Origin of the sequence: Streptomyces daqingensis, assembly GCF_014645895.1 — a bacterium.
Classification (GTDB): Bacteria; Actinomycetota; Actinomycetes; order Streptomycetales; family Streptomycetaceae; genus Streptomyces; species Streptomyces daqingensis.
In genome coordinates this window covers 1-21,670 of sequence record NZ_BMMP01000003.1, presented here as the reverse complement: position 1 = coordinate 21,670, position 21,670 = coordinate 1, and the positions used below count along the sequence as shown (strand labels likewise).

Below are 21,670 nucleotides of genomic sequence, written 5' to 3'. Positions count from 1 at the left end.
CCCCGGAAGTCCCGTCCAAGGGTGGCGTCGAGGCCGTCGGACCGGGGCCCTCAGATTGGGATGCCGTCGGCCCGTGGTCGTCGGACCTGGGGCGGTCAGGCCGTCAACTCGTCGTAGACGCTCAGCACCTGGGCCACGGTGGCCTCCTCCGTCGGCCACTCTGAGGCCCGCGCGCGCCCCTCGGCCGCCAGCCGCTCCCGCTTCACCGGGTCGGCGAGCAGTCCGGTCACTCCGGAGGCGAGGGCGTCCGCGTCCCCGTACGGCACCAGGACCGCGCCGTCGCCGACGAGTTCGGGAACACCGCCGACGGAGGTCGCGACCAGCGGCACACCGCTGTGCAGCGCTTCCTCCGCGAGGAGGGATCGGCCCTCCCAGCGGGCGGTGAGCACCGCGACGTCCGCTCCGGCGAGGAGCTCGAAAGCGTCCTCACGGCGGCCCAGCAGGCGTACCGGGAGCTCCTCGTGGTCGACGCGCCGCTGGAGCTCCCCGCGTTGCGGCCCCTCCCCCGCGATGGCGAGCAGCGGCTGCGGGTTCAGGCCGCGCCAGGCACGCGCGGCCGTGAGCAGCGTGCCGTAGCCGTGGTGGACGTCGAGACGGCCCACGGAGAAGACCAGCGGGCGGTCGGCCGCACCGACGGCGGCACGCGATTCGTGGTGCCGGCGCTCCTCTTCGTCCGCCGGCCACGGCTCGGCGTCGGCACCGGCACGGCGGACGCGGCCCGGCAGCACGACGGGTGCGAGCCGCGCGTCGCGCGCCCCCGCCCGCCGGGCCCGGTCGACGAGGTCCGTCGTCGCTGCCAGGACGACGGTCGCGCCTCGGGCCACCCGGCGCTCCACGAAGCGTCTCCAGTGGGCGCGGGCGCCCGAGGCGTGGCCCCTGCGGTGCCAGGTGACGACGAAGGGCACCCGGCGTCGCCCCGAGAGCGCCAGAGCGGTCAGCGCCGGGAGTGAGGCCCTGACGCCGTGCGCGTGGACCAGGTCGGCGTCGGCGCAGACGTGGCGCAGTGCCGCGGCCGCCTCCGCCTCGATGCGCCCGGGAAGCGGCACGAAGCGGGCGCCGGCGCTCTCGAATCCGTACGCCGCCTCCGCGCCGGGCGGCGCGCAAACGGTGACCCGCAGCCCGCGTGCCACGAGCCCCTCGGCCAGGGACCGCACATGGGCGCCGGTGCCCGCGCTGGCACCGTCGACGACCTGTACGGCGTGGGGTGGTGCCGGACCGAGGGACGGCGGGGGCGGAGCGGCGGGACGGGTCACAACTGGTCTGTCTCCAAAGCGACTTGCGGGGACGGTAGGACGGTCGGCTGCTGCCTGGGTGCCCTGCGGCGGGCGGCGGGGACTCGCCCGTACGGCCGGTGCGACCAGCATGCCAGCCTGCGGCGGTGCCTTCGGACCATACCGGCGCCGCGGGCGCGGCTCCACGCGGAGGCCCGTCACGGCTATCACCCACACGGAGGACGCTGCGAACGGCCGGATCACGACGCCGGCCAGGCCTCCAGCCCCAGGCTCTCGCGGGCGGGACGGCACACGGCTCCCGACTCGCACCGGCGAGCTGCCACGGGCCGGACTTGTGGCCGGCCGGTGCGGGCGTTCAGCTCCCCGTACGGGCGGCTTCCAGCAGCTCCTCGGCGTGCGCACGGGCGAGTTGGGAGTCCTCCTGGCCGGCCAGCATCCGGGACAGCTCGCGCACCCGGTCCTCGCCCTCCATCGCCTTGACTCCGCTGTGCGTGACGGAGCCGTCGTCGGTCTTCTCCACCACGAGGTGCCTGTCGGCGAACGCGGCGACCTGCGGAAGGTGCGTGACCACCACGACCTGAGCGGAACGGGCGAGCCGGGCGAGGCGCCGTCCGACCTCGACCGCGGCCTTTCCGCCGACGCCCGCGTCGACCTCGTCGAAGAGGTAGGTCGGCACGGGGTCGGAACCGGCGAAGACCACCTCGACGGCGAGCATCACGCGGGAGAGTTCGCCGCCGGAGGCGCCCTTGGCGATCGGCCGGGGCTGCGAACCGGGGTGCGGTGCGAGCAGCAGCTCGACCTCGTCCGTCCCGTGCGGCCCGAACGCGACGCCACGGCCGTCGAGTTGGAGGCTCTCGGCGCCTTCTGCCGCGTCGGTGCGCTTGAGGGCGAACGTCACGCGGGCGTGCGGCATGGCGAGTTCGGCGAGCTCCTCGGTGACGGCGTCGGCGAAGCGCTTGGCCGCGTCCGTACGGGCGTCGGTCAACTGCTGGGCGAGCGCCGTCAGTTCGGTGAGCAGCGTGTCCCGCTCCGCGGTGAGTTCGCCGATGCGCTCGTCGTCGCCCTCGAGTTCGGTGAGGCGGGCGGCGCTCTCCTCCGCCCAGCTGAGCACCGCCGAGATGTCCTCCCCGTACTTGCGGGTGAGCTGCGTCAGCGCCGCCCTGCGCTCCTCGACCGCCGCGAGCCGCAGCGGGTCGGCGTCGAGATTGTCGGCGTATCCGGCCAGCTCCCCCGCCACGTCGCCCATGAGGATGGAGACCTCGCCCAGCCGGTCCGCCAGGGCGGCCAGCGCCGGGTCGTGGGCGCGTACGGCTTCCAGCGCGCGGTGCGCCGCGGAGACGAGCGCTCCGGCGTCCACGGTCTCCGGGTCGGCGGGGTCACCGGCCAGGGCGCCGTGTGCGGTGGTGGCGGCCGAGGCGAGGGCTTCGGCATGGCCGAGCCGCTCCGCTTCGGCGGCGAGTTCCGCGTCCTCGCCCGCCTGGGGTTCGGCCGCCGCGATCTCCTCCAGGCCGAAGCGGAGCATGTCCGCCTCCTGCGCGCGTTCGCGGGCGAGGGTGGTGATCTCGTCGAGTTCGCCGCTGACCTTGCGCAGCCGCTGGTACGCCTTGGTCCACGCGGCGAGCGGCACGGACACGGCCTCGCCTGCGAAGCGGTCCAGCGCCTGCCGCTGCCGTGCGGGGCGCAGCAGCCCCTGCTGGTCGGTCTGGCCGTGCACGGCGACGAGGTCGTCGCTGAGCTCGGCGAGGAGGCCGACGGGGACGGAACGGCCGCCCACATGGGCGCGGGAGCGGCCCTCGGCCGAGACGGTGCGGCTGACCAGCAGCTCCCCGTCCTCCACCTCGGCGCCCGCCTCGACCGCGCGCGCCGCCGGGGCCGAGTCGGGGGCCACGACTATCCGCCCCTCGACGGACGCCGCCTTCGCTCCGGCCCGTACGAGCGCCGCGTCGGCGCGTCCGCCGAGCAGCAGCCCGAGGCTGGTGACGACCATGGTCTTGCCCGCACCCGTCTCACCGGTCACCGCGGTGAAGCCAGGGGACAGTTCGACGACGGCGTCGTCGATCACGCCCAGGGACCGGATCCGCATCTCCTCCAACACGGGTACGACCATACGCAGTCCGCGGAGGTACCCCCACCCCTGGTCCGTCCCGGCGGGAACGGTGCGGGCGGTGTCCGGCCGGCCCGTCGTGCGGAACACGGCCCGAGGGTGGCGCCGGGCACCGCCGCGCGGAACCGTTCCTCAGTGCGGCGCCCCGCGCCAACCGGCCACGGGCAACGCGAACTTGGCGACGAGGCGGTCGGTGAACGAGGCGTGGTGCAGCCGTGCGAGGCGTACCGGCACGGCTCCCCGCCGCACCTCCACCCGTGCGCCGGCGGGCAGTTCGACACTGCGCCGCCCGTCGCACCACATCACGCCGTTGGGAGTCTGGGGCTGCACCTCGACGGCGAGCACGGAGTCCGGGGCGGTCACGAGGGGCCTGGCGAACAGCGCGTGCGCGCTGATCGGCACCATGAGCAGCGCCTCGACCTCCGGCCACACGACGGGGCCGCCCGCCGAGAAGGCGTACGCCGTGGAACCCGTCGGTGTGGCACACACCACACCGTCGCCGCCGAACCGGGACACCGGCCGGTTGTCGACCTCGGTGACGACCTCCAGCATCCGCTCGCGGGCCGCCTTCTCCACCGACGCCTCGTTGATGGCCCAGTCGTGGTGCACGGTGCTCCCGTCGGTGCGTACGAGCACGTCGAGCGTCATGCGCTCCTCGACCTCGTAGCCCCGGGTCACCACGCGGTGCACCACCTTGTCCAGGTCGTCCCGCTCGGCCTCCGCGAGGAAGCCCACGCGGCCGAGGTTGACGCCCAGCATCGGGACGCCCGAGGCCCGCGCGAACTCGGCTCCGCGCAGCAGCGTCCCGTCGCCGCCCAGGACCACGATCAGCTCGCAGCCCTCGACGGCGTCGGAGGTGGAGGGCACCCTGCGCACGGACTCCGGCAGCGGCAGGTCCGTGGCCTCCGCCTCCAGGACCCGCACGCCGATCCCGTTGCGGAGCAGGCCCTGGACGACGAGTTCGGCGCTGCGCACGGCAGCGGGACGGCCCGTGTGGGCGAGCAGGAAGACGGTGCGTTCGCCGTCCCCCGCCCCACCGTCCCGCGAGCCGCTGCGTCCACCGGTGGATGTCGTCATTTCGGGCCCTCCGCGACAGCTTGGTCGACAGCGGCCGGGTCGATCTCCGGTGCACCGGCGCGCAGCCACAGAAAGTACTCGACGTTGCCCGACGGCCCCGGCAGGGGACTCGCCGTCACTCCCATCGTCCCGAGGCCGAGCGCGGACGCCTGCCCGGCGACGGCGCTGACCGCCGCGGCACGCAGCTCCGCGCTGCGCACCACGCCGCCGCTGCCCAGCCGTTCCCTGCCGACCTCGAACTGCGGCTTTACCATGAGCACGAAGTCCGCGTCCGGGGTGGCGCACCGCACGAGGGCCGGGAGCACGAGCCCGAGCGGGATGAAGGAGAGGTCGCCCACGACGAGGTCCGCCGGTTCGCCGTCGACGTCCTCGAGCGTCAACTCCCGTACGTTGGTGCGGTCCTTGACGATGACGCGCTCGTCGCTCCGCAGCGACCAGGCGAGTTGGCCGTAGCCGACGTCGACGGCGACGACCTCGCGGGCCCCGGCGCGCAGCAGCACGTCGGTGAATCCGCCGGTCGACGCTCCTGCGTCAAGGGCGCGGCGGTCCCGCACGGCAAGGCCGAGCGGCACGAACTCCGCGAAGGCGCCCGCGAGTTTGTGTCCTCCGCGGGAGACGTAGCCCGGGTCCTTCTCGTCCTCGCGGACGACGACCGCGGCACTCGTCTCCACCTGCGTGGCGCTCTTGGCGGCGACGTTGCCGCCGACGGTGACCCGTCCCTCGGCGATGAGCCGGCCGGCGTGTTCACGGGAGCGCGCCAGCTTGCGGCGCACCAGTTCCGCGTCGAGTCGGCGTCGCGGCACGGATCAGCTCCCCGGGTGCGGATGGCCGGCCGCGCGGGGCGCGGGGCCGGGAGCGGGGCGGTCGAGGGCGGTGAGGGTGTCGCGCAGTCCCCGGTGCACGTCCTCGTAGACCTCGAGATGGCCCGAGACCGCGAGGTGGTCCGCGTCCTCCAGACGCCGCAGGTGCGCGTCGACGGGCGAGTACCCGGTGGGCTCGACCCGCAGGCCGAGGGGGCGGGGGCCGTCGTCGGGCTCTCCGCCGACGGCCCCCGGCGCCTCCTCGGGCGGTTCCCCGCTCCCGTCCGGGACGTACGGGCCGGTCACGGCTCCGGGGGCGCCTCCCGCGTCCGCCGCCGCGTCCGCTCCGGGCACGGCGTGTCCGGCGGGAGCGTGGGCGTGCTCTTCCCGGGCGTGGTGCGCGGACGCGTCCGCCGACGCCGGGGCCGCCGGACGGGGCTGCTCCGGGGGCCCGTTCTCCGCTGGGTACTCGGAGGCGGCGGGACCTCCGTCGTGCTGCGCCGGAATCGCACCCGGCATCGGCTCACTCATGCCTCTGACGCTACCGCTTCCGCCGCACCTCCCGGCCCCGGAGCCGTGATCGCGAGGCTCACGGTCTCAGCGGCGCGGGCGCACGTTTCCGGGCGGCCGGAACCACGAGCGGGGTTCCCGTCTCCGGGTCCTCGATCACCCTGCAGAGCATGCCGAAGACCTCCTCCACCAGCTGCGCCGTGACGATGTCGCCGGGAGCTCCCTGGGCGACGACGCGGCCGCCGCGCATGGCGATGAGGTGCGTGGCGTAGCGGGCGGCGTGGTTCAGGTCGTGGAGGACGGCGACGAGTGTGCGGCCCTGCTCCTCGTGGAGTGCGGCGCACAGGTCCAGCACCTCGATCTGGTGGGCGATGTCGAGGTACGTCGTCGGCTCGTCGAGCAGCAGCAGCTGCGTCTGCTGGGCGAGAGCCATCGCGAGCCACACCCGCTGACGCTGCCCTCCGGAGAGTTCGTCCACGAAGCGGTCGGCCAGGTCGTCGACCGCCGTGGCGGCCATCGACTCGCGCACGACTCGCTCGTCCTCCCGCGACCACTGCCGCAGCAGGCCCTGGTGCGGGTAGCGGCCGCGTGCCACGAGGTCGGCGACGCTGATCCCGTCAGGGGCGACGGACGACTGGGGCAGCAGGCCGAGCGTGCGCGCCAGCCTCTTCGCCGGCATGCGGCTGATGTCGGCGCCGTCCAGCAGCACGGAGCCCGCGGCGGGCTTGAGCATCCGGGACAGGGCCCTCAACAGAGTGGACTTTCCGCATGCGTTGGGCCCGACGACGACCGTGAAGGAGCTGTCCGGCACCGCGATGTCCAGGTTCTCGCTGATGGTGCGCCGGTCGTAGGCGAGGGTGAGCCCCTCCCCCGAGAGCCCCACGCCGGCCCCGGCGGCCGGCCCCGGGGAGGGCGCGGACAGCGCGGCGGGCGCCTCCGCGACGCCTTCCTTCGCGACGCCCTTCGTGGAACCCTCCTTGACGCCCATCGCGGCGTCCTCCCTCACGGCCTCCGCCGGCTCCGCCCGCGGTGTCTGCTCAGTCATCACGGTCGTCCTCGCACTGGTCGCACTGATAACACTGGCCCTCGTACCGGTCGCCTTCGTGTCCCTGTCCCCCGGCTCGGACGGCCGGGCTGCTCCTCGGCCCGCGGAGGCGTCCGCCGCGCTCATATCCGTCCCGCCCTGCGCTCCGTGGCCAGGAGCCACACCAGGTAGCCGCCGCCCAGCAGGCCCGTGACCACACCCACCGGCAACTCGCTCTCGCCGAAAGCGCGTTGGGCGACGAGGTCGGCGGAGGCGAGCAGCGCGGCTCCCATGCACATCGACGGAAGCAGGTTGGGGCCGGGCGACTTGGTCAGCCGCCGCGCCAACTGCGGTGCCGTCAGGGCCACGAAAGCGACCGGACCCGCGGCCGCGGCGGCCAGGCCCACCAGAAGCACGGCCGCGGCGAGCAGCACGAGGCGGACCCGCTCCACCCGTACGCCGAGGGCGTACGCGGCGTCGTCGCCCATCTCCATCATGCGCAGGCCCCGGGAACACCCCAGGACCACCAGGGGCACGAGGACGGAGATGCCGCCCAGCAGCGGCAGGACGTCCTCCCATCCGCGCCCGTTGAGGCTCCCCGTCATCCAGAGCACGGCGCGTCCGGCCTCGGTGATCTGGGCGCGGGTCAGCAGGTACCCGTTGACGCCGGTGAGGATCGCGGCCACGCCCACGCCGACGAGTACCAGCCGGTAGCCGTGCATCCCGCGCCGCCAGGCCAGCCCGTACACCAGCAGGCCCGTGAGGACGCCGCCCAGCAGCGCGCCGCCCGCCAGCGCCGCGCTGCCGCCGCCGACGACCACGATGGCGGTGAGGGCGCCCGTCGCCGCACCGTGGGTGAAGCCGAGGACGTCGGGGCTGCCGAGCGGGTTGCGCACGACCGCCTGGAAGACGGCACCGCCCAGCGCGAGGGCGGCACCGACCGCGAGGGCCGACACGGCGCGCGGCAGCCGGAGTTCGTTGACGATGAAGGCGTCGGCGGGGTCGCCCTGGCCGGCGAGCGTACGCAGCACCTCCACCGGGCTCATGGGGTATTCGCCGCTGCCGATGGCGATGACGGCCACGGCGAACGCGAGGACCGCGCACACCGTGCCCGTGACGAGCGCCCGGGGCTGGAACACCACGGAGCAGCCGCCCGCGGTACGTATGACGCTCATGCCTGCGCCACCCTCCGGCGCCGGACGAAGTAGAGGAAGAAGGGCCCGCCCAGCACGACCGTGACGATGCCCACCTGCAGCTCCGCCGGCCTGCCCAGCACCCGTCCCAGCACGTCCGCCCCGAGCATCAGCACGGGCGCGAGCAGGGCGCAGTAGGGCAGCATCCAGCGCAGGTCGGGGCCGGTCAGCGACCGCACCATGTGCGGCACCATCAGGCCGACGAAGACGATGGGGCCGCATGCCGCCGTCGCGGCGCCGCACAGCAGCGTCACCGCGACGATGACGGCGGCGCGGGTCACCTCCGGACGTGAGCCGAGCGCGCGTGCGGCGTCCTCGCCCAGGGCGAGCGCGTTCAACGGCCTCGCCAGGAGGATCGCCATCAGCACGCCGGTGAGGATGAAGGGCAGCGCCTTGGCGTTGATCTCGTCCTGCGCCCTGGCGAGCGAACCGACCGTCCAGAAGCGCATCCGGTCGAGAGAGGCGGTGTCGAGGAGCTGCACGGCGTTGACGTAGGAGACGAGCGCCGCGTTGAGGGCCGTACCGGCCAGGGCGAGACGCGCGGGAGTGGCTCCGCGGCCGCCGCCGACGGCGTACACGCCCACCGAGACCACGGCGGCGCCGAGGAAGGCGAAGCCGATGTAGCCGGTGTAGCCCGTCACCCCGAACAGGGAGATCGCGGTGACGACGGCCGCCGCGGCACCGGCGTTGATGCCCAGCACGCCGGGATCCGCCAGCGGATTGCGGGTGAGGGCCTGCATCAGGCCCCCGGCCAGGCCGAGCGCGGCACCGGCGAGCAGGCCCAGCAACGTCCGCGGCAGCCGCATCTCGTGGACGACCGTGTACGCGGAGGAGGCGGGGTCCTGCAGACCGCTGAAAACCTCGCCGCCGGAGAGCTGCTTCGCCCCGACGGCGAGGCTGAGGACGCACACGAGCAGCAACAGGGCGGCGGCGCCGAGCAGTCCGGCGGCGCGCAGCAGCGCGCGGCCGCGGCCGGCGCGCTCCGTGCCGCGGCCCTCGGTGTGCGAACTCGCGCCGCCGCCGGGGCGGTCGCCGCCGGCCGGTCCCCCCGGGGAGCCGGACCGGCCCGGTTCCGGGGGCGTTGCGGGAGGCGCGGGCCGAGGGTCGGCCGAACCCCCGTGCGTATGGCGGGACTTGATGAGCGTCACGTACCGGCTCCGGTCGGGGCCAGGAGGGGCGGACCCTCGGCCACTGGACAACTGGGACTTTGGTTAGGTTAACCTAACCAGCATCCCGGCACACAGCCGACCGTACGACCTTGAGAAGAGAAGGCCAGTCATGCCCAACTCGTCCGCGCACACCGCCCTCTCCCGCCGCGGCCTGCTGGCCGCCGGCGGCGCCTTCGGTCTCGGCGCTCTGCTCACCGCCTGCGGAGGCGACGGCGGTCAGGGGTCCGGGTCCGGCAAGGGCGGCGCCTGGTCCTTCACGGACGACCGCAAGAAGAAGATCAGCCTGGACGCGGAGCCGAAGCGCATCGTCGCCTACGTCGGCACCGCCGCGGCGCTGCACGACTTCGGCGCGGGGGACTCGGTCGTCGGCGTCTTCGGGCCGACGAAGAAGAAGAACGGCGAGCCGGACGTACTGGCCGGCGACCTGGACGTCGGCAAGCTCAAGATCATAGGCAACGCCTACGGCGAGTTCGACATCGAGAAGTACGCCAAGACCCGGCCCGAGCTGCTCGTCACCAACATGTACGTCCAGGACGCCCTCTGGTACGTGCCGGACGAGAGCAAGTCGAAGATCCTCAAGCTCGCGCCCGCGCTGGCCCTCAAGACCGCCGAGACCTCGATGCTGGAGTCGATCAAGCGCTTCGCCGAACTCGCGGAGGCACTCGGCGCCGACCTGAAGGCGAAGAAGGTCGCCGACGACAAGGCGCGGTTCGAGAAGGCGGCCGAGAAGCTGCGCAGGACCGCCAAGTCGAGCGGCCTGAAGGTGATGGCCGCCTCCGGCTCTCCGGACCTGATGTACGTGTCCGACCCGAAGGCCAACGCGGACCTGAAGTACTTCAAGGAGCTCGGCGTCGACATCGTCGTGCCCGAGAAGCTCAGCAAGCAGGGCTTCTTCGAGGAGCTGAGCTGGGAGAACGCCGACAAGTACAAGGCCGACGTGATCATGCTCGACAACCGGACGCAGGCTCTCCAGCCGGACGCCCTGAAGTCCAAGCCGTCCTGGTCCGACCTGCCCGCGGTCAAGGCCGGGCAGGTGACGACGTGGGACGCCGAGCCGCGCTTCTCCTACGCCGGTGCCGCACCCCTCCTCGAAGCGCTCACGAAGGCGATCGAGGAAGCGAAGAAGGTCCGCTGACCTGGAGGGCCGGCGGGCGAACAGCCCGGCCGGCGCCGGTCCGGCGGCCCGCCGGACCGGAAGCCGCGCCCCCGCCCCGTCGCCGTGCAGCAGACACCGCCGCAGACCCACGCACCGCGCGGCACCGCCCGGGCCGCCCAATTGGCCGGCCCGGCGTGAAGCACTCGGACCGCCCAGTACGCACGGACGGTCTCCCCGTCCGCAGAGCACTCCGGGAGGAGAGCCAGCATGAGTACCGCAGCCCCCGAAGCCCCCGCCCTCGCCGTTCCGTTCGAGTTCTTCGACGTGCACGTGGTGGCGGCCCGGCGCCTGAGCCCCTCGATGGTGCGCGTCACCTTCGGCGGTGAGGCCCTGCGGAGGTTCGCCTCGGGCGGGCGCGACCAGCGGATCAAGCTCTTCCTGCCGCACCCCGGCCAGGACGCGCCGGTCGTGCCGAGCGACGCCGGCGACGCCTGGTTCACCGTCTGGCGGGCCATGGACCCGGACGTGCGCGGCATCATGCGCACCTACACCGTGCGCGAGCAGCGGCGGTTCCCCCGCGAGGAGCTGGACGTCGACTTCGCGCTGCACGGCGTGGGCGACCCGGCCGACGCGGGCGGGTCGGGCTTCGTCGCCTCGGGCCCCGCGTCGCGGTGGGCGGCGAGCGCACGCCCGGGCGACCGCGTCACGCTCCTCGGCCCTGTGGTCGACGACAACGGCGGCGTCGACTTCAGGCCGCCGCCCGGCACCGACTGGGTACTCATCAGCGGTGACGAGACGGCCCTGCCCGCCGTCGCTGGGATACTGGAGTGGCTGCCGCCCGGCACCCCCGCGAAGGTGTGGCTCGAGGTGTCCCAGGCCGGCGACATCCAGGACCTGCCGACGGTGGCGGACGCCGACATCACCTGGCTCGTCAGGGACAACACCGCCCGGGCGCGCACGGACTTCGTCCTCGGCTCCCTCAGGGCCGCGGATCTCCCCGAGGGCACTCCGTACGCGTGGATCGCGGGCGAGGCCGGGACGGTCAAGGCCCTGCGGCGGCATCTGGTGCGCGAACGCGGATTCGACCGCCGGGCCGTGAAGTTCACGGGCTACTGGCGGGCGGACACCACGGAGGAGCAGCTCATCGAGGAAGCGGTCACGAGCGCGGCGGCAGCCGGCAGCGACTGACCGGGCAGAGCGGCCCGGCGGGCGGGGAGGGGCGCCCGCCGGGCCTTACAGCCCGAGGCGCGCCAGCGCCGCTCCCGCGTCGAGCCGGCACGTGCCGTCCCCCGCCGCGCCCCATGCCGCACCGCACAACGCCCGCAGCCCGTCGAGCACTTCACCGTCCCCGTCGAGCCCGAGCCCGTCCGGGCCCGCCCACGCGCGCCAGCCACCGCATCCGATGACCGGCCCCCGCGCCTCGCGGGGCGGCCGTCCTCCGCTCCCGCCCGTGCCCGCCTCCGCCGGCGCCTCCGTCAACTCCGGCTGCGGCTCGGCCAGTCCGCGCAGATCGCGCGCGACATAGGTGGGCCGATGCTCGGGCGGCGCGGCCAGCAGCTGCGCGCCGCCCGTCACGCCCGTCAGGACGAGCAGCGAGTCGACTCCCCCGGCGTGGGCGCCCTCTATGTCGGTGTCGAGGCGGTCGCCGACGACCAGCGGACGCCTCGCCCCCGTCCGCAGGATCGTCTCCTTGTGCATCGGCGGCAGCGGCTTCCCCGCGATCTGCGGCTCGGGGGCCTCCCGCATCCACCGCGTCGCGACCCGTACGACCTCCACCGCGGCCCCGTTGCCGGGCATGATGCCCCGGTCGCCGGGGATCGTCATGTCGCCGTTGGACGCGTACCAGACCGCGCCCCGTCCGACCGCGAGCGCCGCCTCGCCCAGCCGGCCCCAGTGCAGCTCCGGGCCGCCGTAGCCCTGGACCACCGCCTCCGGGTCGTCGTCGGCGGACTCCACGACGGTCAGGCCCCGTTCACGCAGCGCCTGCCTCAGCCCGTCACCGCCGACCGCCAGGACGCGGGCGCCCGCGGGATGCTGCTCGGCGATCAGCCTCGCGACGGCCTGGGCCGAGGTGATCACGTCGGAGGCCTCCGCGGGCACGCCCAGGCGGCTGAGGTGCTCCGCCACCGAACCGGGGGTCCGGGCCGCGTTGTTGGTCACGTACGCCAGCCGCATCCCGGCCTCGCGGGCGCCTTCCAGGGACGGCACGGCGTGCGGCACGGCCTCTCCGGCGACGTACACGACCCCGTCCAGGTCGAGCAGCGCCGTGTCGTATTCCTCCCGCAGCGCACGGCTGCAACCGGAGGGGCGCGTGCGCGCAGTGCCCTGCATGGTCTCTCTCCTCGCGACGGTCCTGCGACGGTCCTTGCTGCCAGGCCGGTCCCCCGGCCGCACCGGCCCGGCCGTCGGGGACGCCACGGGCACGCAGTACTCCCCCGATCATCCCGTCCCGCCCGGACGCACCCTCCCCCGCCCCCGCGGTCGCCCCGGCTTAGCATGCAGGGATGACCAGTGACGGCCTCCGGCTCTCCCCCTTCCGCGGGCTGCGCTACGCCCCGGGGAAGGTCAGCGGTCTCGCCGCGGTGACCTCCCCGCCGTACGACGTCGTGGTCAGGCCCGACGAAGTGCGCGATCTGGAGACCTCCGACCCCTACAACATCGTCCGGCTGATCCTGCCGGAGGCCGACGACGAGTCCGCCCGTCAGACCAAGGCCGCCCGGACGCTACGCCAGTGGCTGGCCGAGGGCGTGATGGCCTTCGACCCGCGGCCCGCGCTGTACGTCTACGAGCAGCGGCGCGGCGACGTGCTGCAGCGCGGACTGATCGGCGCGCTGGAGCTGTCCCCGCCCGAGGACGGCAAGGTGCTGCCGCACGAGGGCGTCATAGACGAGGTCGTCGAGGACCGCGCCGCCCTGATGCGCGGTACGGGCGCGAATCTGGAGCCACTGCTGCTCTCGTACCGCGGGGACGGCACCGCCTCGGGCGCCACAGCCGTGATCGAACAGGCCGTGCTCCGTGCACCGTTGCTCGCCACCACGACCGAGGACGGCTTCTCGCACCGCCTGTGGTCCGTGACGGATCCGGGCGAACTCGACGCGGTCCACGCCGACTTGTCACAGCACCGCGCTCTGATCGCGGACGGCCACCACCGCTGGGCGACGTATCTGCGCCTGCGCGACGAGCACTCGAAGAGCGCCGCCGCGGGTGAGGACTCCCCCTGGAACCACGGCCTGGTGCTGCTCGTGGACACTGCCCGCTACCCCCTGCGCGTACAGGCGATCCACCGCGTACTGCCCCGGCTGCCGCTCAAGAGCGCGCTGGACGCCGTCGACGCGCAACAGGCCTTCCGCGTGACCCCGCTGGCGCAGGCGCTGCCCCAGGCGCTCGAAACCCTCGGCTCCACACCCGGCAACGCCTTCCTACTCACGGACGGCAGCGGCACCTTCCACCTCCTGGACCGCCCCGCACCTGCTCTGCTGGAACGGGCCCTGGACGCGCGGCGCCCCGAGGAGTGGCGGCAGCTCGACGCGGCCGTGCTGCACTCCGCGCTGCTCGAGTCCGTGTGGCGCGTCCCGGACCGCCCGCAGGACATCGCCTACATCCACGACGCGTCCGCCGCCGTCGGCAAGGCCGCCCAACTCGGGGGCACCGCGGTGCTGATGCGGCCGGTGCGCGAGGAGACCGTGCGCCGGCTCGCGGAGCAGGGCGTCACGATGCCCCGCAAGTCCACGTCGTTCGGCCCCAAACCGGCGACGGGGCTGGTGCTGCGCGTCCTGGACGAAGGGACGCACTGAGCCTGCCCGTCCGCGGCCCGCTCCCCGGCACCTGGCACCCGGCGACCCGTCCGTCCTCCTCGCGGCCGCGCACGGGCCGCCGCGTCCGCTGACCCGTCCACGGCGCTCCGGTGCGCGCCGCCGGCCCCCGCCGGCCGACAGCGCTGTGCGCGGCGCAAACGTCATCTTCATCACTCAGGCACCCACCCCATGCCGCCCTGATCCAGTTCGAGTTAGGCTAGCCTTACCTGACCGCGCGGCCCGTGCGGTGCAGTTTCGTCCGTGTCAGGAAGGACAGTTCATGAGCAGCAGGTCACACCTGCTCAACGACAGGACGGCGGAGGACTACCGGCTCTCCCTCACGGCCGGTGTCGAGCGAGTGGCACAGCGGATCGCCCGAGCCGACCGCCCGTTCACGGGTATCGAACCGGCTCAACTCGCCCCGGCCGTATCGGATGTGAACCTCGAGGAGCCTTTGGGCGACCCGGCTGCTGCACTGGACGAACTGGAGACGGTCTACCTGCGCGACGCCGTCTACTTCCACCACCCGCGCTACCTCGCCCACCTCAACTGCCCGGTGGTCATCCCGGCAGTGCTCGGCGAAGCCGTGCTCTCCGCCGTCAACTCCTCACTGGACACCTGGGACCAGAGCGCGGGCGGCACCCTCATCGAACGTCGCCTCATCGAGTGGACGGCCGGCCGCATCGGCTTCGGACGCGCCTCCGACGGCATCTTCACCAGCGGCGGCACCCAGTCCAACCTGCAGGCCCTGCTGCTCGCCCGCGACGAGGCGTGCCGGCTCGTGGAGAAGAACTCCGCGAGCCCCCTGCGCAAGCCCGAGATCCTGCCCAGGCTGCGCATCCTCACCTCCGAGTGCAGCCACTTCAGCGTCGAGAAGGCCGCCACGCTCCTGGGCCTCGGTCCCGACGCCGTCATCACCGTGCCGTGCGACGACGACCGCAGGATGCGTACGTCCGCCCTCGCCGCCGAGCTCGAACAGTGCGAGCGCGAGGCCCTGGTGGTGATGGCCGTCGTCGCCACGGCCGGGACGACGGACTTCGGCAGCATCGACCCGCTGCCCGAGATCGCCGACCTGTGCGAGAGCGCGGGCACCTGGATGCACGTGGACGCTGCCTACGGCTGCGGACTCCTCGTCTCCCGGCGGCGCCACCTCCTCGACGGCATCGAGCGGGCCGACTCGGTCACGGTCGACTACCACAAGTCCTTCTTTCAGCCGGTGAGTTCGAGCGCGGTCCTCGTCCGGGACGAGACCACGTTGCGTCACGTCACCTACCACGCCGACTACTTGAACCCGGCGCGCGCCGCGGAGAACAGCATCCCCAACCAGGTCGACAAGTCCATCCAGACCACCCGCCGCTTCGACGCGCTCAAACTGTGGATGACGCTGCGCATCATGGGCGCCGACGGCATCGGAGAGCTCTTCGACGAGGTCGTGGACCGGACGGCCGAAGCCTGGCGGCTCCTCAGCGACGACCCGCGCTTCGAGGTCGTCACCCGACCCCAGCTCAGCACGCTCGTCTTCCGCTACGTCCCGCACTCGGCCGAGGGACGCAAACTCGTCGACGAGGTCAACCTGCATGCCCGCGAAGCCCTGTTCGCCTCCGGAGAGGCAGTCGTGGCATCGACCGTCGTGGACGGCAGCCACTACCTGAAGTTCACCCTGCTCAACCCGGAGACCTCCCTCTCCGACATCGCCGCCGTCCTCGACCTCATCGCCGAGCACGCAGGCCGCCACCTGACCGAACACCACGGCCTGACGAGCGGGGTCGGCCAGTCAGCCGCACGGAACACCGCACGGGGCGGCGGCGCTACTCTGCGTTGCACGCAGAGCGGCCCCGAACTGAGCCGCCGCGCCGGCTGACCACCCGCCCCGCACTCGCAGATCCGGAGACCGACTGACGTGTCCACACAAGACACCCTCCCTGTACACGACTTCGTCGCCATCGGGCTCGGCCCCTTCAACCTCGGGCTGGCCTGCCTCACGGAGCCGATCGAAGAACTCGACGGCCTGTTCCTGGACGACAAGCCGGAGTTCGACTGGCACTCGGGGATGCTGCTCGAAGACAGCACCCTGCAGACGCCGTTCATGTCGGACCTGGTCACCCTGGCAGACCCCACCTCCCCCTTCTCCTTCCTCAACTACCTCAAGGAGATCGGGCGCCTCTACGCGTTCTACATACGCGAGAGCTTCTATCCCCTGCGGGCCGAGTACAACGACTACTGCCGCTGGGCCGCCTCGAAGCTGAGCTCGGTACGGTTCAACCACCGCGTCACACGTGTGGAGTTCGACGAGCGCGACGGGACGTACCTCGTGCACGCCGACGACAGCGCCTCCCACGAGCAGCGCACGTACCGCGCGCGCAGACTCGTCCTCGGCACCGGCACCCCGCCCCACATCCCGGAGCCCTGCCAGGGCCTGGGCGGCGACCTGATCCACAACTCCCGGTACTTGGACACCAAGTCCGCGCTGCAGGAGAAGTCCTCGATCGCCGTCGTCGGCAGCGGCCAGAGCGCGGCGGAGATCTACTACGACCTCCTCCAGGACATCGACGGGCACGACTACCACCTGACGTGGGTCACACGCTCCCCGCGCTTCTTCCCGCTCGAATACACCAAGCTGACGCTGGAGATGACCTCCCCGGAGTACGTGGACTACTTCTACGGACTCCCCTCCGAGACGCGCGACCGGCTCAACGCCTCGCAGAAGAACCTCTACAAGGGCATCAACACCGAACTCATCGACGGCATCTTCGACTTGCTCTACCAGAAGAGCCGTCGCGGCCCCTGCCCCACACGGCTGATGACCAACACCGCGCTCACGGACGCCTCCTACGACCCCCGGTCAGGCTCGTACACCCTCGGGCTGCGGCAGGAGGAGCAGAAGCAGGACTTCTCCCTCACCGCCGAAGGACTCGTCCTGGCCACCGGCTACCGCTACCGCACACCCGAGTTCCTCTCGCCCCTCACCGACCTCATCGGCTGGGACGAGCAGGGCCGGTTCGACGTGCGCCGCGACTACCGCATCGACAGCGGAGCCTCACCGGGCAACGAGATCTTCGTCCAGAACGCGGAACTGCACACCCACGGCTTCGTCACCCCCGACCTGGGCATGGCCGCCTACCGCAACTCCTGCATCATCCGGGAGCTGCTCGGCCGCGAGTACTACCCCGTCGAACGCTCCATCGCCTTCCAGGACTTCGCCGCCCCTGTGGCGGACACCTCCCCGGACACCGCTCCGGCAACCCGGAAGGAGGCACCGACAGCATGAGCACCCGCACGGGCGACAAGGCCGGCGGCACGCAGAGCCCGCACGACCGGCCCCTCGTACACACCCGTAAGGACCCGGAACTGGGCGAGTTCGCCCTCACGTTCGTGGACCCCGCCGCCGACGCCCCGCTCCTGCACCGCTGGGTCACCCACCCGAAGTCGGCCTTCTACCTGCTGCAGGACGCCGAGCTGCCGGACGTCGAACGGGAGTTCACGGACATCGCCGCGTCGGAGCACCACGACGCCTTCCTCGGCCTGCACGAGGGCGAGCCCCGCTTCCTCATGGAGCGCTACGACCCGGCACACGTCGAGCTGAAGGGACTTTACGAAGCCCGGCCCGGGGACGTCGGCATGCACTTCCTCTGCGCACCCACCGACACGCCAGTGCACGGGTTCACGCTCGCCGTCATCACCACCGTGATGGACATGCTCTTCGCCGACCCGGCCACCGAACGCGTCGTCGTCGAGCCCGACGTACGCAACACCGCGGTGCACGCCCTCAACGAAGCCGTCGGCTTCCGCGTCGAACGCACCCTCGCCAAACCCGAGAAGAACGCCTACCTGAGCATGTGCACAAGGGACCAGTTCAAGGCCGCATGCGAAGCACGAGGAGGGAAGACCAGCCGATGACCACCCCATCCGCCCTCACGCCCCGCGACGCCGTGGCCCACCTCACCCCCGAGCACTGGGAACGAGCCGGCCGACTGCTCATACGCAAGGCGCTGGCCGAGTTCACCCACGAACGGCTGCTCACCCCCGAGCCGCTGGACGGCGACGGCTGCTTCACCGTGCGCAGCGACGACGGCTCCACCGAATACCGCTTCTCCGCACGGAAGTTGTCCCTGGACCACTGGCAGGTCGACGCCGACAGCATCACCCGCCACCGTGACGGCGCCCAGCTCCCCCTGGACGCCCTCGCCTTCATCACCGAACTCAAGAGTTCGCTGAAGCTGGGCGAGGAGATCCTCCCCGTCTACCTCGAAGAGATCAGCTCCACCCTGGCCAGCACCGCGTACAAGCTGACGCGCCCGCCGGTGAGCGCCGGCCGGCTCGCCCGCTCCGGCGCCTTCCAGGAGATCGAAGCGGGCATGACCGAAGGCCACCCCTGCTTCGTCGCGAACAACGGACGTCTGGGCTTCGACGTCGCCGAGTACCGCGCCTACGCCCCCGAAGCGGGCGCGCCCGTGCGGCTGATCTGGGTCGCCGCGCACCGCGGCCACGCCACCTTCACCACGTCCGCCGACCTCCGGTACGACAAGCTGGTGCTGTCCGAGCTCTCCGCGGCCACGCTGCGCCGCTTCTCCGCCACCATGTCGGAGGCGGGCCTGGACCTGGACGACTACTACCTCATCCCCGTCCATCCCTGGCAGTGGTGGAACAAGCTGTCGGTCACCTTCGCCGCCGAGATCGCCCATCGGCACCTCGTCTGCCTCGGGCACGGAGACGACGAGCACCTCGCGCAGCAGTCCATCCGCACGTTCTTCAACGCCTCCGACCCCCGGAAGCACTACGTGAAGACCGCGCTGTCCGTACTCAACATGGGCTTCGTGCGTGGACTCTCCGCCGCCTACATGAAGGCGACCCCCGCCATCAACGACTGGCTCGCCGAGCTCGTCTCCGGTGACGAAGTCCTCCGCGATTCCGGCCTGGCCGTCCTCCGCGAATGCGCCGCGGTCGGGTACCACCCCGCCCCGTACGAGGCCGCCGCCCCCAAGGGCTCCCCGTATCTGAAGATGCTGGCCGCGCTCTGGCGGGAGAGCCCGGTCCCGCTCCTCGGCCCCGGAGAGCGGCTCGCCACCATGGCGTCGCTGCTCCACGTCGACAGCGAGGGCTCCTCGTTCGCCTCGGCCCTCATCGAGCAGTCGGGGCTCGACGCCGCCACCTGGCTGCGCCGCTACCTCGACACGTATCTCACTCCGCTCCTGCACTGCTTCTACGAGTACGAGCTCGTGTTCATGCCGCACGGCGAGAACGTCATCCTCGTACTCGACGAGAACGGCGTACCGAAGCGGGCGATCTTCAAGGACATCGCCGAGGAGATTGCCGTGATGAGCGAGGACACCCCGCTCCCGCCGGAGGTCGAGCGCATCCGCGCGGACGTGCCCGAGGAGATGAAGGTCCTCTCCCTCTTCACCGACGTCTTCGACTGCTTCCTGCGCTTCCTCAACGGGATCCTCGCCGACCGCGGCACCCTCGACGAGGACACCTTCTGGTCGACCGTCGCCGAGTGCGTCCGCGACTACCAGAAGTCCGCCCCGCACCGGGCAGACCGCTTCGAGCGCTACGACCTCTTCACGGAGTCCTTCGCCCTGTCCTGCCTGAACAGGCTCCAGCTGCGCAACAACCAGCAGATGGTGGACCTGCAGGACCCTGCGGGGGCCCTGCAGCTCGTCGGCACCCTGGAGAACCCTCTGGCCCGCTACGCGGCCTGAGAAACGACAAGGGCGGGACCTCCCGGGGGAGGTCCCGCCCTTGTCGTTCGTTCGGCTCAGGCTCGGTCAGCTCTCCGCGCCGGAAGCCCCTTCGTCCCGCTCGGACCGGGCCTCCTCATGCACGGCCTTCACGGTCTCCGAGGCGTCGTCGTCCTCGGCATCCGGATCGAGCGCGTCCACGAACTCCACGCCGTCCAGCTCGGCCAGCCTGTCGGAGGCGTCGGTGGCGCCGCTCTGGTCGGCCTCCAGCGCCTTCGCGAACCACTCACGGGCCTCGTCCTCGCGCCCGACCTCCAGCAGCGCGTCGGCATACGCGTAGCGCAGACGGGCCGTCCACGGCTGCTGGGAAGTGGACGCCAGCTCGGGGCTCTGCAGCGTCACCACAGCCGCCTCGGCCTGCCCCATGTCCCTGCGGGCACCGGCTGCCACGAGACGCATCTCCACCTGCCCGGCCTTGTCCAGCTTCTGCACCTCCGGCTCACCGGCCATCGCCAGTGCCTTCTCCGGCCGGCCCATCCCGCGCTCGCAGTCGGCCATCACGGGCCACAGATGCTGCAGACCGGTCATACGACGGGCAGCCCTGAACTCGGCCAGCGCCTCGGCGTACTTCTCCACCGCGTACGCGGCGAAGCCCGCGGCCTCCCGTACGGACGGCACCCGCGAGGCCAGCCTCAAAGCGACCTTCGCGTAGCCGTACGCCGCTTCGGGGTCCTCGTCGAGCAGCTTCGCCACCATCACCAGGTTCTTGGCGACGTCCTCGGCCAGCGTCTTGGGCAGGCTCATCAGCTCCTGCCGGACGTCCTTGTCGAGCTCGGCTCCCGTGACGTCCTCGTCGATCGGCAGCCGCTTCAGCGGCTCCCGGTCCTGCCGGCGGTCGTCGCGCCGGTCGTCCCTGCGCTCGTCACGCCGGTCCCCGCGCTCACGGCCCGGCCTGCGCGGAGGACCGCCGCGGTCGTCGCGACCGCGGTCGTCGCGCCGACCACGGAACCCCCCACGCTCCCGCTCGTCCCGGCCACGGCCACCGCCCTGTCCGTACGGACGCCTGCCGCCACCCTGCTCATCGTCGCGGCGCGGTCCCCGCTCATCGCGACGAGGCCCCCGCAGACGGTCGTCCCGCCGCTGCTCGGACCGCCTCTCGCCGCCGTACCGACGGCCCTCGGACCTGCCGGCGTCCGGACGCTTGTCTCCGAAGCGGCCACCACCGGAGCGGCCGCCGCCACGACGGTCGTCCCTGTCGCCACGGCTGTCCCGGTCGCGATCCCGGTCCCGATACGACGGCCGGTCACCCTGATCCCGACGGAAGCCACCACGCCGGTCGTCGCTACGCCGGTCGTCGCTACGGCGGTCGTCACCGCGGCGGTCGTCACTGCGGCGCGGACCACCACCGCTCCTACGGCCCCTGTCCCCGTCCCGGCCACCACTGCGCGGTCGGTCCCGATCGCTCCGTTCACGCCGCGAGCTGTCGCCCCGGCCCCGGCGATCGTCCCTGCCGTCCTGCCGGCCGCCTCGAGGCCGGTCCTCGCCGCGGCCCGAACCGGGTTGGCTGGGACGACCCTCAGCTCGGTCGTCGGGCGAATTCGTGGACATCGGGTGACTCCTGTCTGCGGTTACCGCATTTCATTCTGCCGCGCCGCACAAATGACTTTCCAGAAAAACAAGAAAGCCCGTGACCCACAGCGCATGCACGCTGCAGGCCACGGGCCCATAAGAATAGTTCGGCGGTGTCCTACTCTCCCACACGCTCCCGCATGCAGTACCATCGGCGCTGTAAGGCTTAGCTTCCGGGTTCGGAATGTAACCGGGCGTTTCCCTCACGCTATGACCACCGAAACACACCACCACCACACCGGGTGGTGGAAACCTATATCGGCAACACACACTCACTCTGCAATTATTTGTGGTGTGGTTGTTGCCTCAGAACTGACACAGTGGACGCGAGCAATCAATGGTCAAGCCCTCGGCTTATTAGTAC

The 21,670-nt window shown here is 72.3% G+C and carries 18 protein-coding genes and 1 rRNA gene; 7 read left to right on the top strand and 12 right to left on the bottom strand.

Translation table 11 applies throughout. The annotated features are described in order from the left end of the window. Positions 1 to 95 precede the first annotated feature (95 nt). The 8 genes from IEY56_RS05080 to IEY56_RS05045 form a co-directional block, all read right to left on the bottom strand. Positions 96 to 1,253 carry a glycosyltransferase family 4 protein gene (locus IEY56_RS05080; protein ID WP_229711624.1) on the bottom strand — a complete coding sequence of 386 codons (1,158 nt, stop codon included), beginning with the start codon at positions 1,251 to 1,253 and terminating at the stop codon, positions 96 to 98. Between the two features lie 334 nt (positions 1,254 to 1,587). Then, positions 1,588 to 3,339 (bottom strand): DNA repair protein RecN, encoded by a 1,752-nt coding sequence (recN, locus tag IEY56_RS05075; RefSeq protein WP_189036208.1) that lies wholly within the window; start codon positions 3,337 to 3,339, stop codon positions 1,588 to 1,590. Between the two features lie 129 nt (positions 3,340 to 3,468). Further along, positions 3,469 to 4,413, bottom strand: a complete 945-nt coding sequence (locus tag IEY56_RS05070; RefSeq protein ID WP_189035880.1) for an NAD kinase — start codon at positions 4,411 to 4,413, stop codon at positions 3,469 to 3,471. Beyond that, positions 4,410 to 5,216: a TlyA family RNA methyltransferase gene (locus IEY56_RS05065; protein WP_189035879.1), complete on the bottom strand. Its 807-nt coding sequence runs from the start codon at positions 5,214 to 5,216 to the stop codon at positions 4,410 to 4,412. Before IEY56_RS05065 ends, IEY56_RS05070 begins: the two co-directional genes overlap by 4 nt. A 3-nt stretch (positions 5,217 to 5,219) precedes the next feature. Further along, a complete protein-coding gene (locus IEY56_RS28265) occupies positions 5,220 to 5,744 on the bottom strand; it encodes a hypothetical protein (RefSeq protein WP_373292032.1) in 525 nt (174 codons plus the stop codon). A gap of 58 nt (positions 5,745 to 5,802) precedes the next feature. Continuing rightward, the gene (locus tag IEY56_RS05055) at positions 5,803 to 6,768 is read right to left on the bottom strand and encodes an ABC transporter ATP-binding protein (protein ID WP_229711623.1); all 966 of its coding nucleotides are present in this window, start codon (positions 6,766 to 6,768) and stop codon (positions 5,803 to 5,805) included. A gap of 122 nt (positions 6,769 to 6,890) precedes the next feature. Then, entirely contained in the window at positions 6,891 to 7,922 is a 1,032-nt protein-coding gene (locus IEY56_RS05050) for a FecCD family ABC transporter permease (RefSeq protein WP_189035878.1), read from the bottom strand. Continuing rightward, positions 7,919 to 8,899: a FecCD family ABC transporter permease gene (locus IEY56_RS05045; protein ID WP_189036206.1), complete on the bottom strand. Its 981-nt coding sequence runs from the start codon at positions 8,897 to 8,899 to the stop codon at positions 7,919 to 7,921. Before IEY56_RS05045 ends, IEY56_RS05050 begins: the two co-directional genes overlap by 4 nt. Positions 8,900 to 9,218: 319 nt before the next feature. Here IEY56_RS05045 and IEY56_RS05040 point away from each other — a divergent pair, with 319 nt between their 5' ends. Together IEY56_RS05040 and IEY56_RS05035 are read left to right on the top strand one after the other, a co-directional pair. Next, positions 9,219 to 10,244, top strand: a complete 1,026-nt coding sequence (locus IEY56_RS05040; protein WP_189035877.1) for an ABC transporter substrate-binding protein — start codon at positions 9,219 to 9,221, stop codon at positions 10,242 to 10,244. 228 nt (positions 10,245 to 10,472) lie between these two features. Then, positions 10,473 to 11,393 (top strand): siderophore-interacting protein, encoded by a 921-nt coding sequence (locus IEY56_RS05035; RefSeq protein ID WP_189035876.1) that lies wholly within the window; start codon positions 10,473 to 10,475, stop codon positions 11,391 to 11,393. A 45-nt stretch (positions 11,394 to 11,438) separates the two neighbouring features. Here the strand turns inward: IEY56_RS05035 and IEY56_RS05030 are convergent, their stop codons facing one another. Further along, on the bottom strand, positions 11,439 to 12,536 hold the full coding sequence (locus IEY56_RS05030; RefSeq protein ID WP_189035875.1) for an HAD hydrolase-like protein: 1,098 nt from the start codon (positions 12,534 to 12,536) through the stop codon (positions 11,439 to 11,441). Between the two features lie 173 nt (positions 12,537 to 12,709). Between IEY56_RS05030 and IEY56_RS05025 the strand changes: the two genes are divergently transcribed. From IEY56_RS05025 to IEY56_RS05005, 5 genes are all read left to right on the top strand, one after another. Beyond that, positions 12,710 to 13,999, top strand: a complete 1,290-nt coding sequence (locus IEY56_RS05025) for a DUF1015 family protein (protein ID WP_189035874.1) — start codon at positions 12,710 to 12,712, stop codon at positions 13,997 to 13,999. A 280-nt stretch (positions 14,000 to 14,279) separates the two neighbouring features. After that, positions 14,280 to 15,860, top strand: a complete 1,581-nt coding sequence (locus IEY56_RS05020; RefSeq protein ID WP_189035873.1) for a pyridoxal phosphate-dependent decarboxylase family protein — start codon at positions 14,280 to 14,282, stop codon at positions 15,858 to 15,860. A 39-nt stretch (positions 15,861 to 15,899) separates the two neighbouring features. Beyond that, positions 15,900 to 17,267 (top strand): lysine N(6)-hydroxylase/L-ornithine N(5)-oxygenase family protein, encoded by a 1,368-nt coding sequence (locus IEY56_RS05015; RefSeq protein ID WP_189035872.1) that lies wholly within the window; start codon positions 15,900 to 15,902, stop codon positions 17,265 to 17,267. Continuing rightward, positions 17,264 to 17,896 carry a GNAT family N-acetyltransferase gene (locus IEY56_RS05010; RefSeq protein WP_189035871.1) on the top strand — a complete coding sequence of 211 codons (633 nt, stop codon included), beginning with the start codon at positions 17,264 to 17,266 and terminating at the stop codon, positions 17,894 to 17,896. Before IEY56_RS05015 ends, IEY56_RS05010 begins: the two co-directional genes overlap by 4 nt. Continuing rightward, the gene (locus IEY56_RS05005; RefSeq protein ID WP_189035870.1) at positions 17,893 to 19,698 is read left to right on the top strand and encodes an IucA/IucC family protein; all 1,806 of its coding nucleotides are present in this window, start codon (positions 17,893 to 17,895) and stop codon (positions 19,696 to 19,698) included. The genes IEY56_RS05010 and IEY56_RS05005 overlap by 4 nt, the downstream gene beginning before the upstream one ends. Before the next feature lie 66 nt (positions 19,699 to 19,764). Here IEY56_RS05005 and IEY56_RS05000 read toward each other — a convergent pair whose 3' ends face one another. From IEY56_RS05000 to rrf, 3 genes are all read right to left on the bottom strand, one after another. Beyond that, a complete protein-coding gene (locus IEY56_RS05000) occupies positions 19,765 to 20,550 on the bottom strand; it encodes a tetratricopeptide repeat protein (RefSeq protein ID WP_229711673.1) in 786 nt (261 codons plus the stop codon). Then, positions 20,547 to 21,149 (bottom strand): hypothetical protein, encoded by a 603-nt coding sequence (locus IEY56_RS04995; protein ID WP_189036263.1) that lies wholly within the window; start codon positions 21,147 to 21,149, stop codon positions 20,547 to 20,549. Before IEY56_RS04995 ends, IEY56_RS05000 begins: the two co-directional genes overlap by 4 nt. Before the next feature lie 262 nt (positions 21,150 to 21,411). Then, positions 21,412 to 21,528, bottom strand: a 5S ribosomal RNA gene (rrf, locus tag IEY56_RS04990). Positions 21,529 to 21,670: the final 142 nt, after the last annotated feature.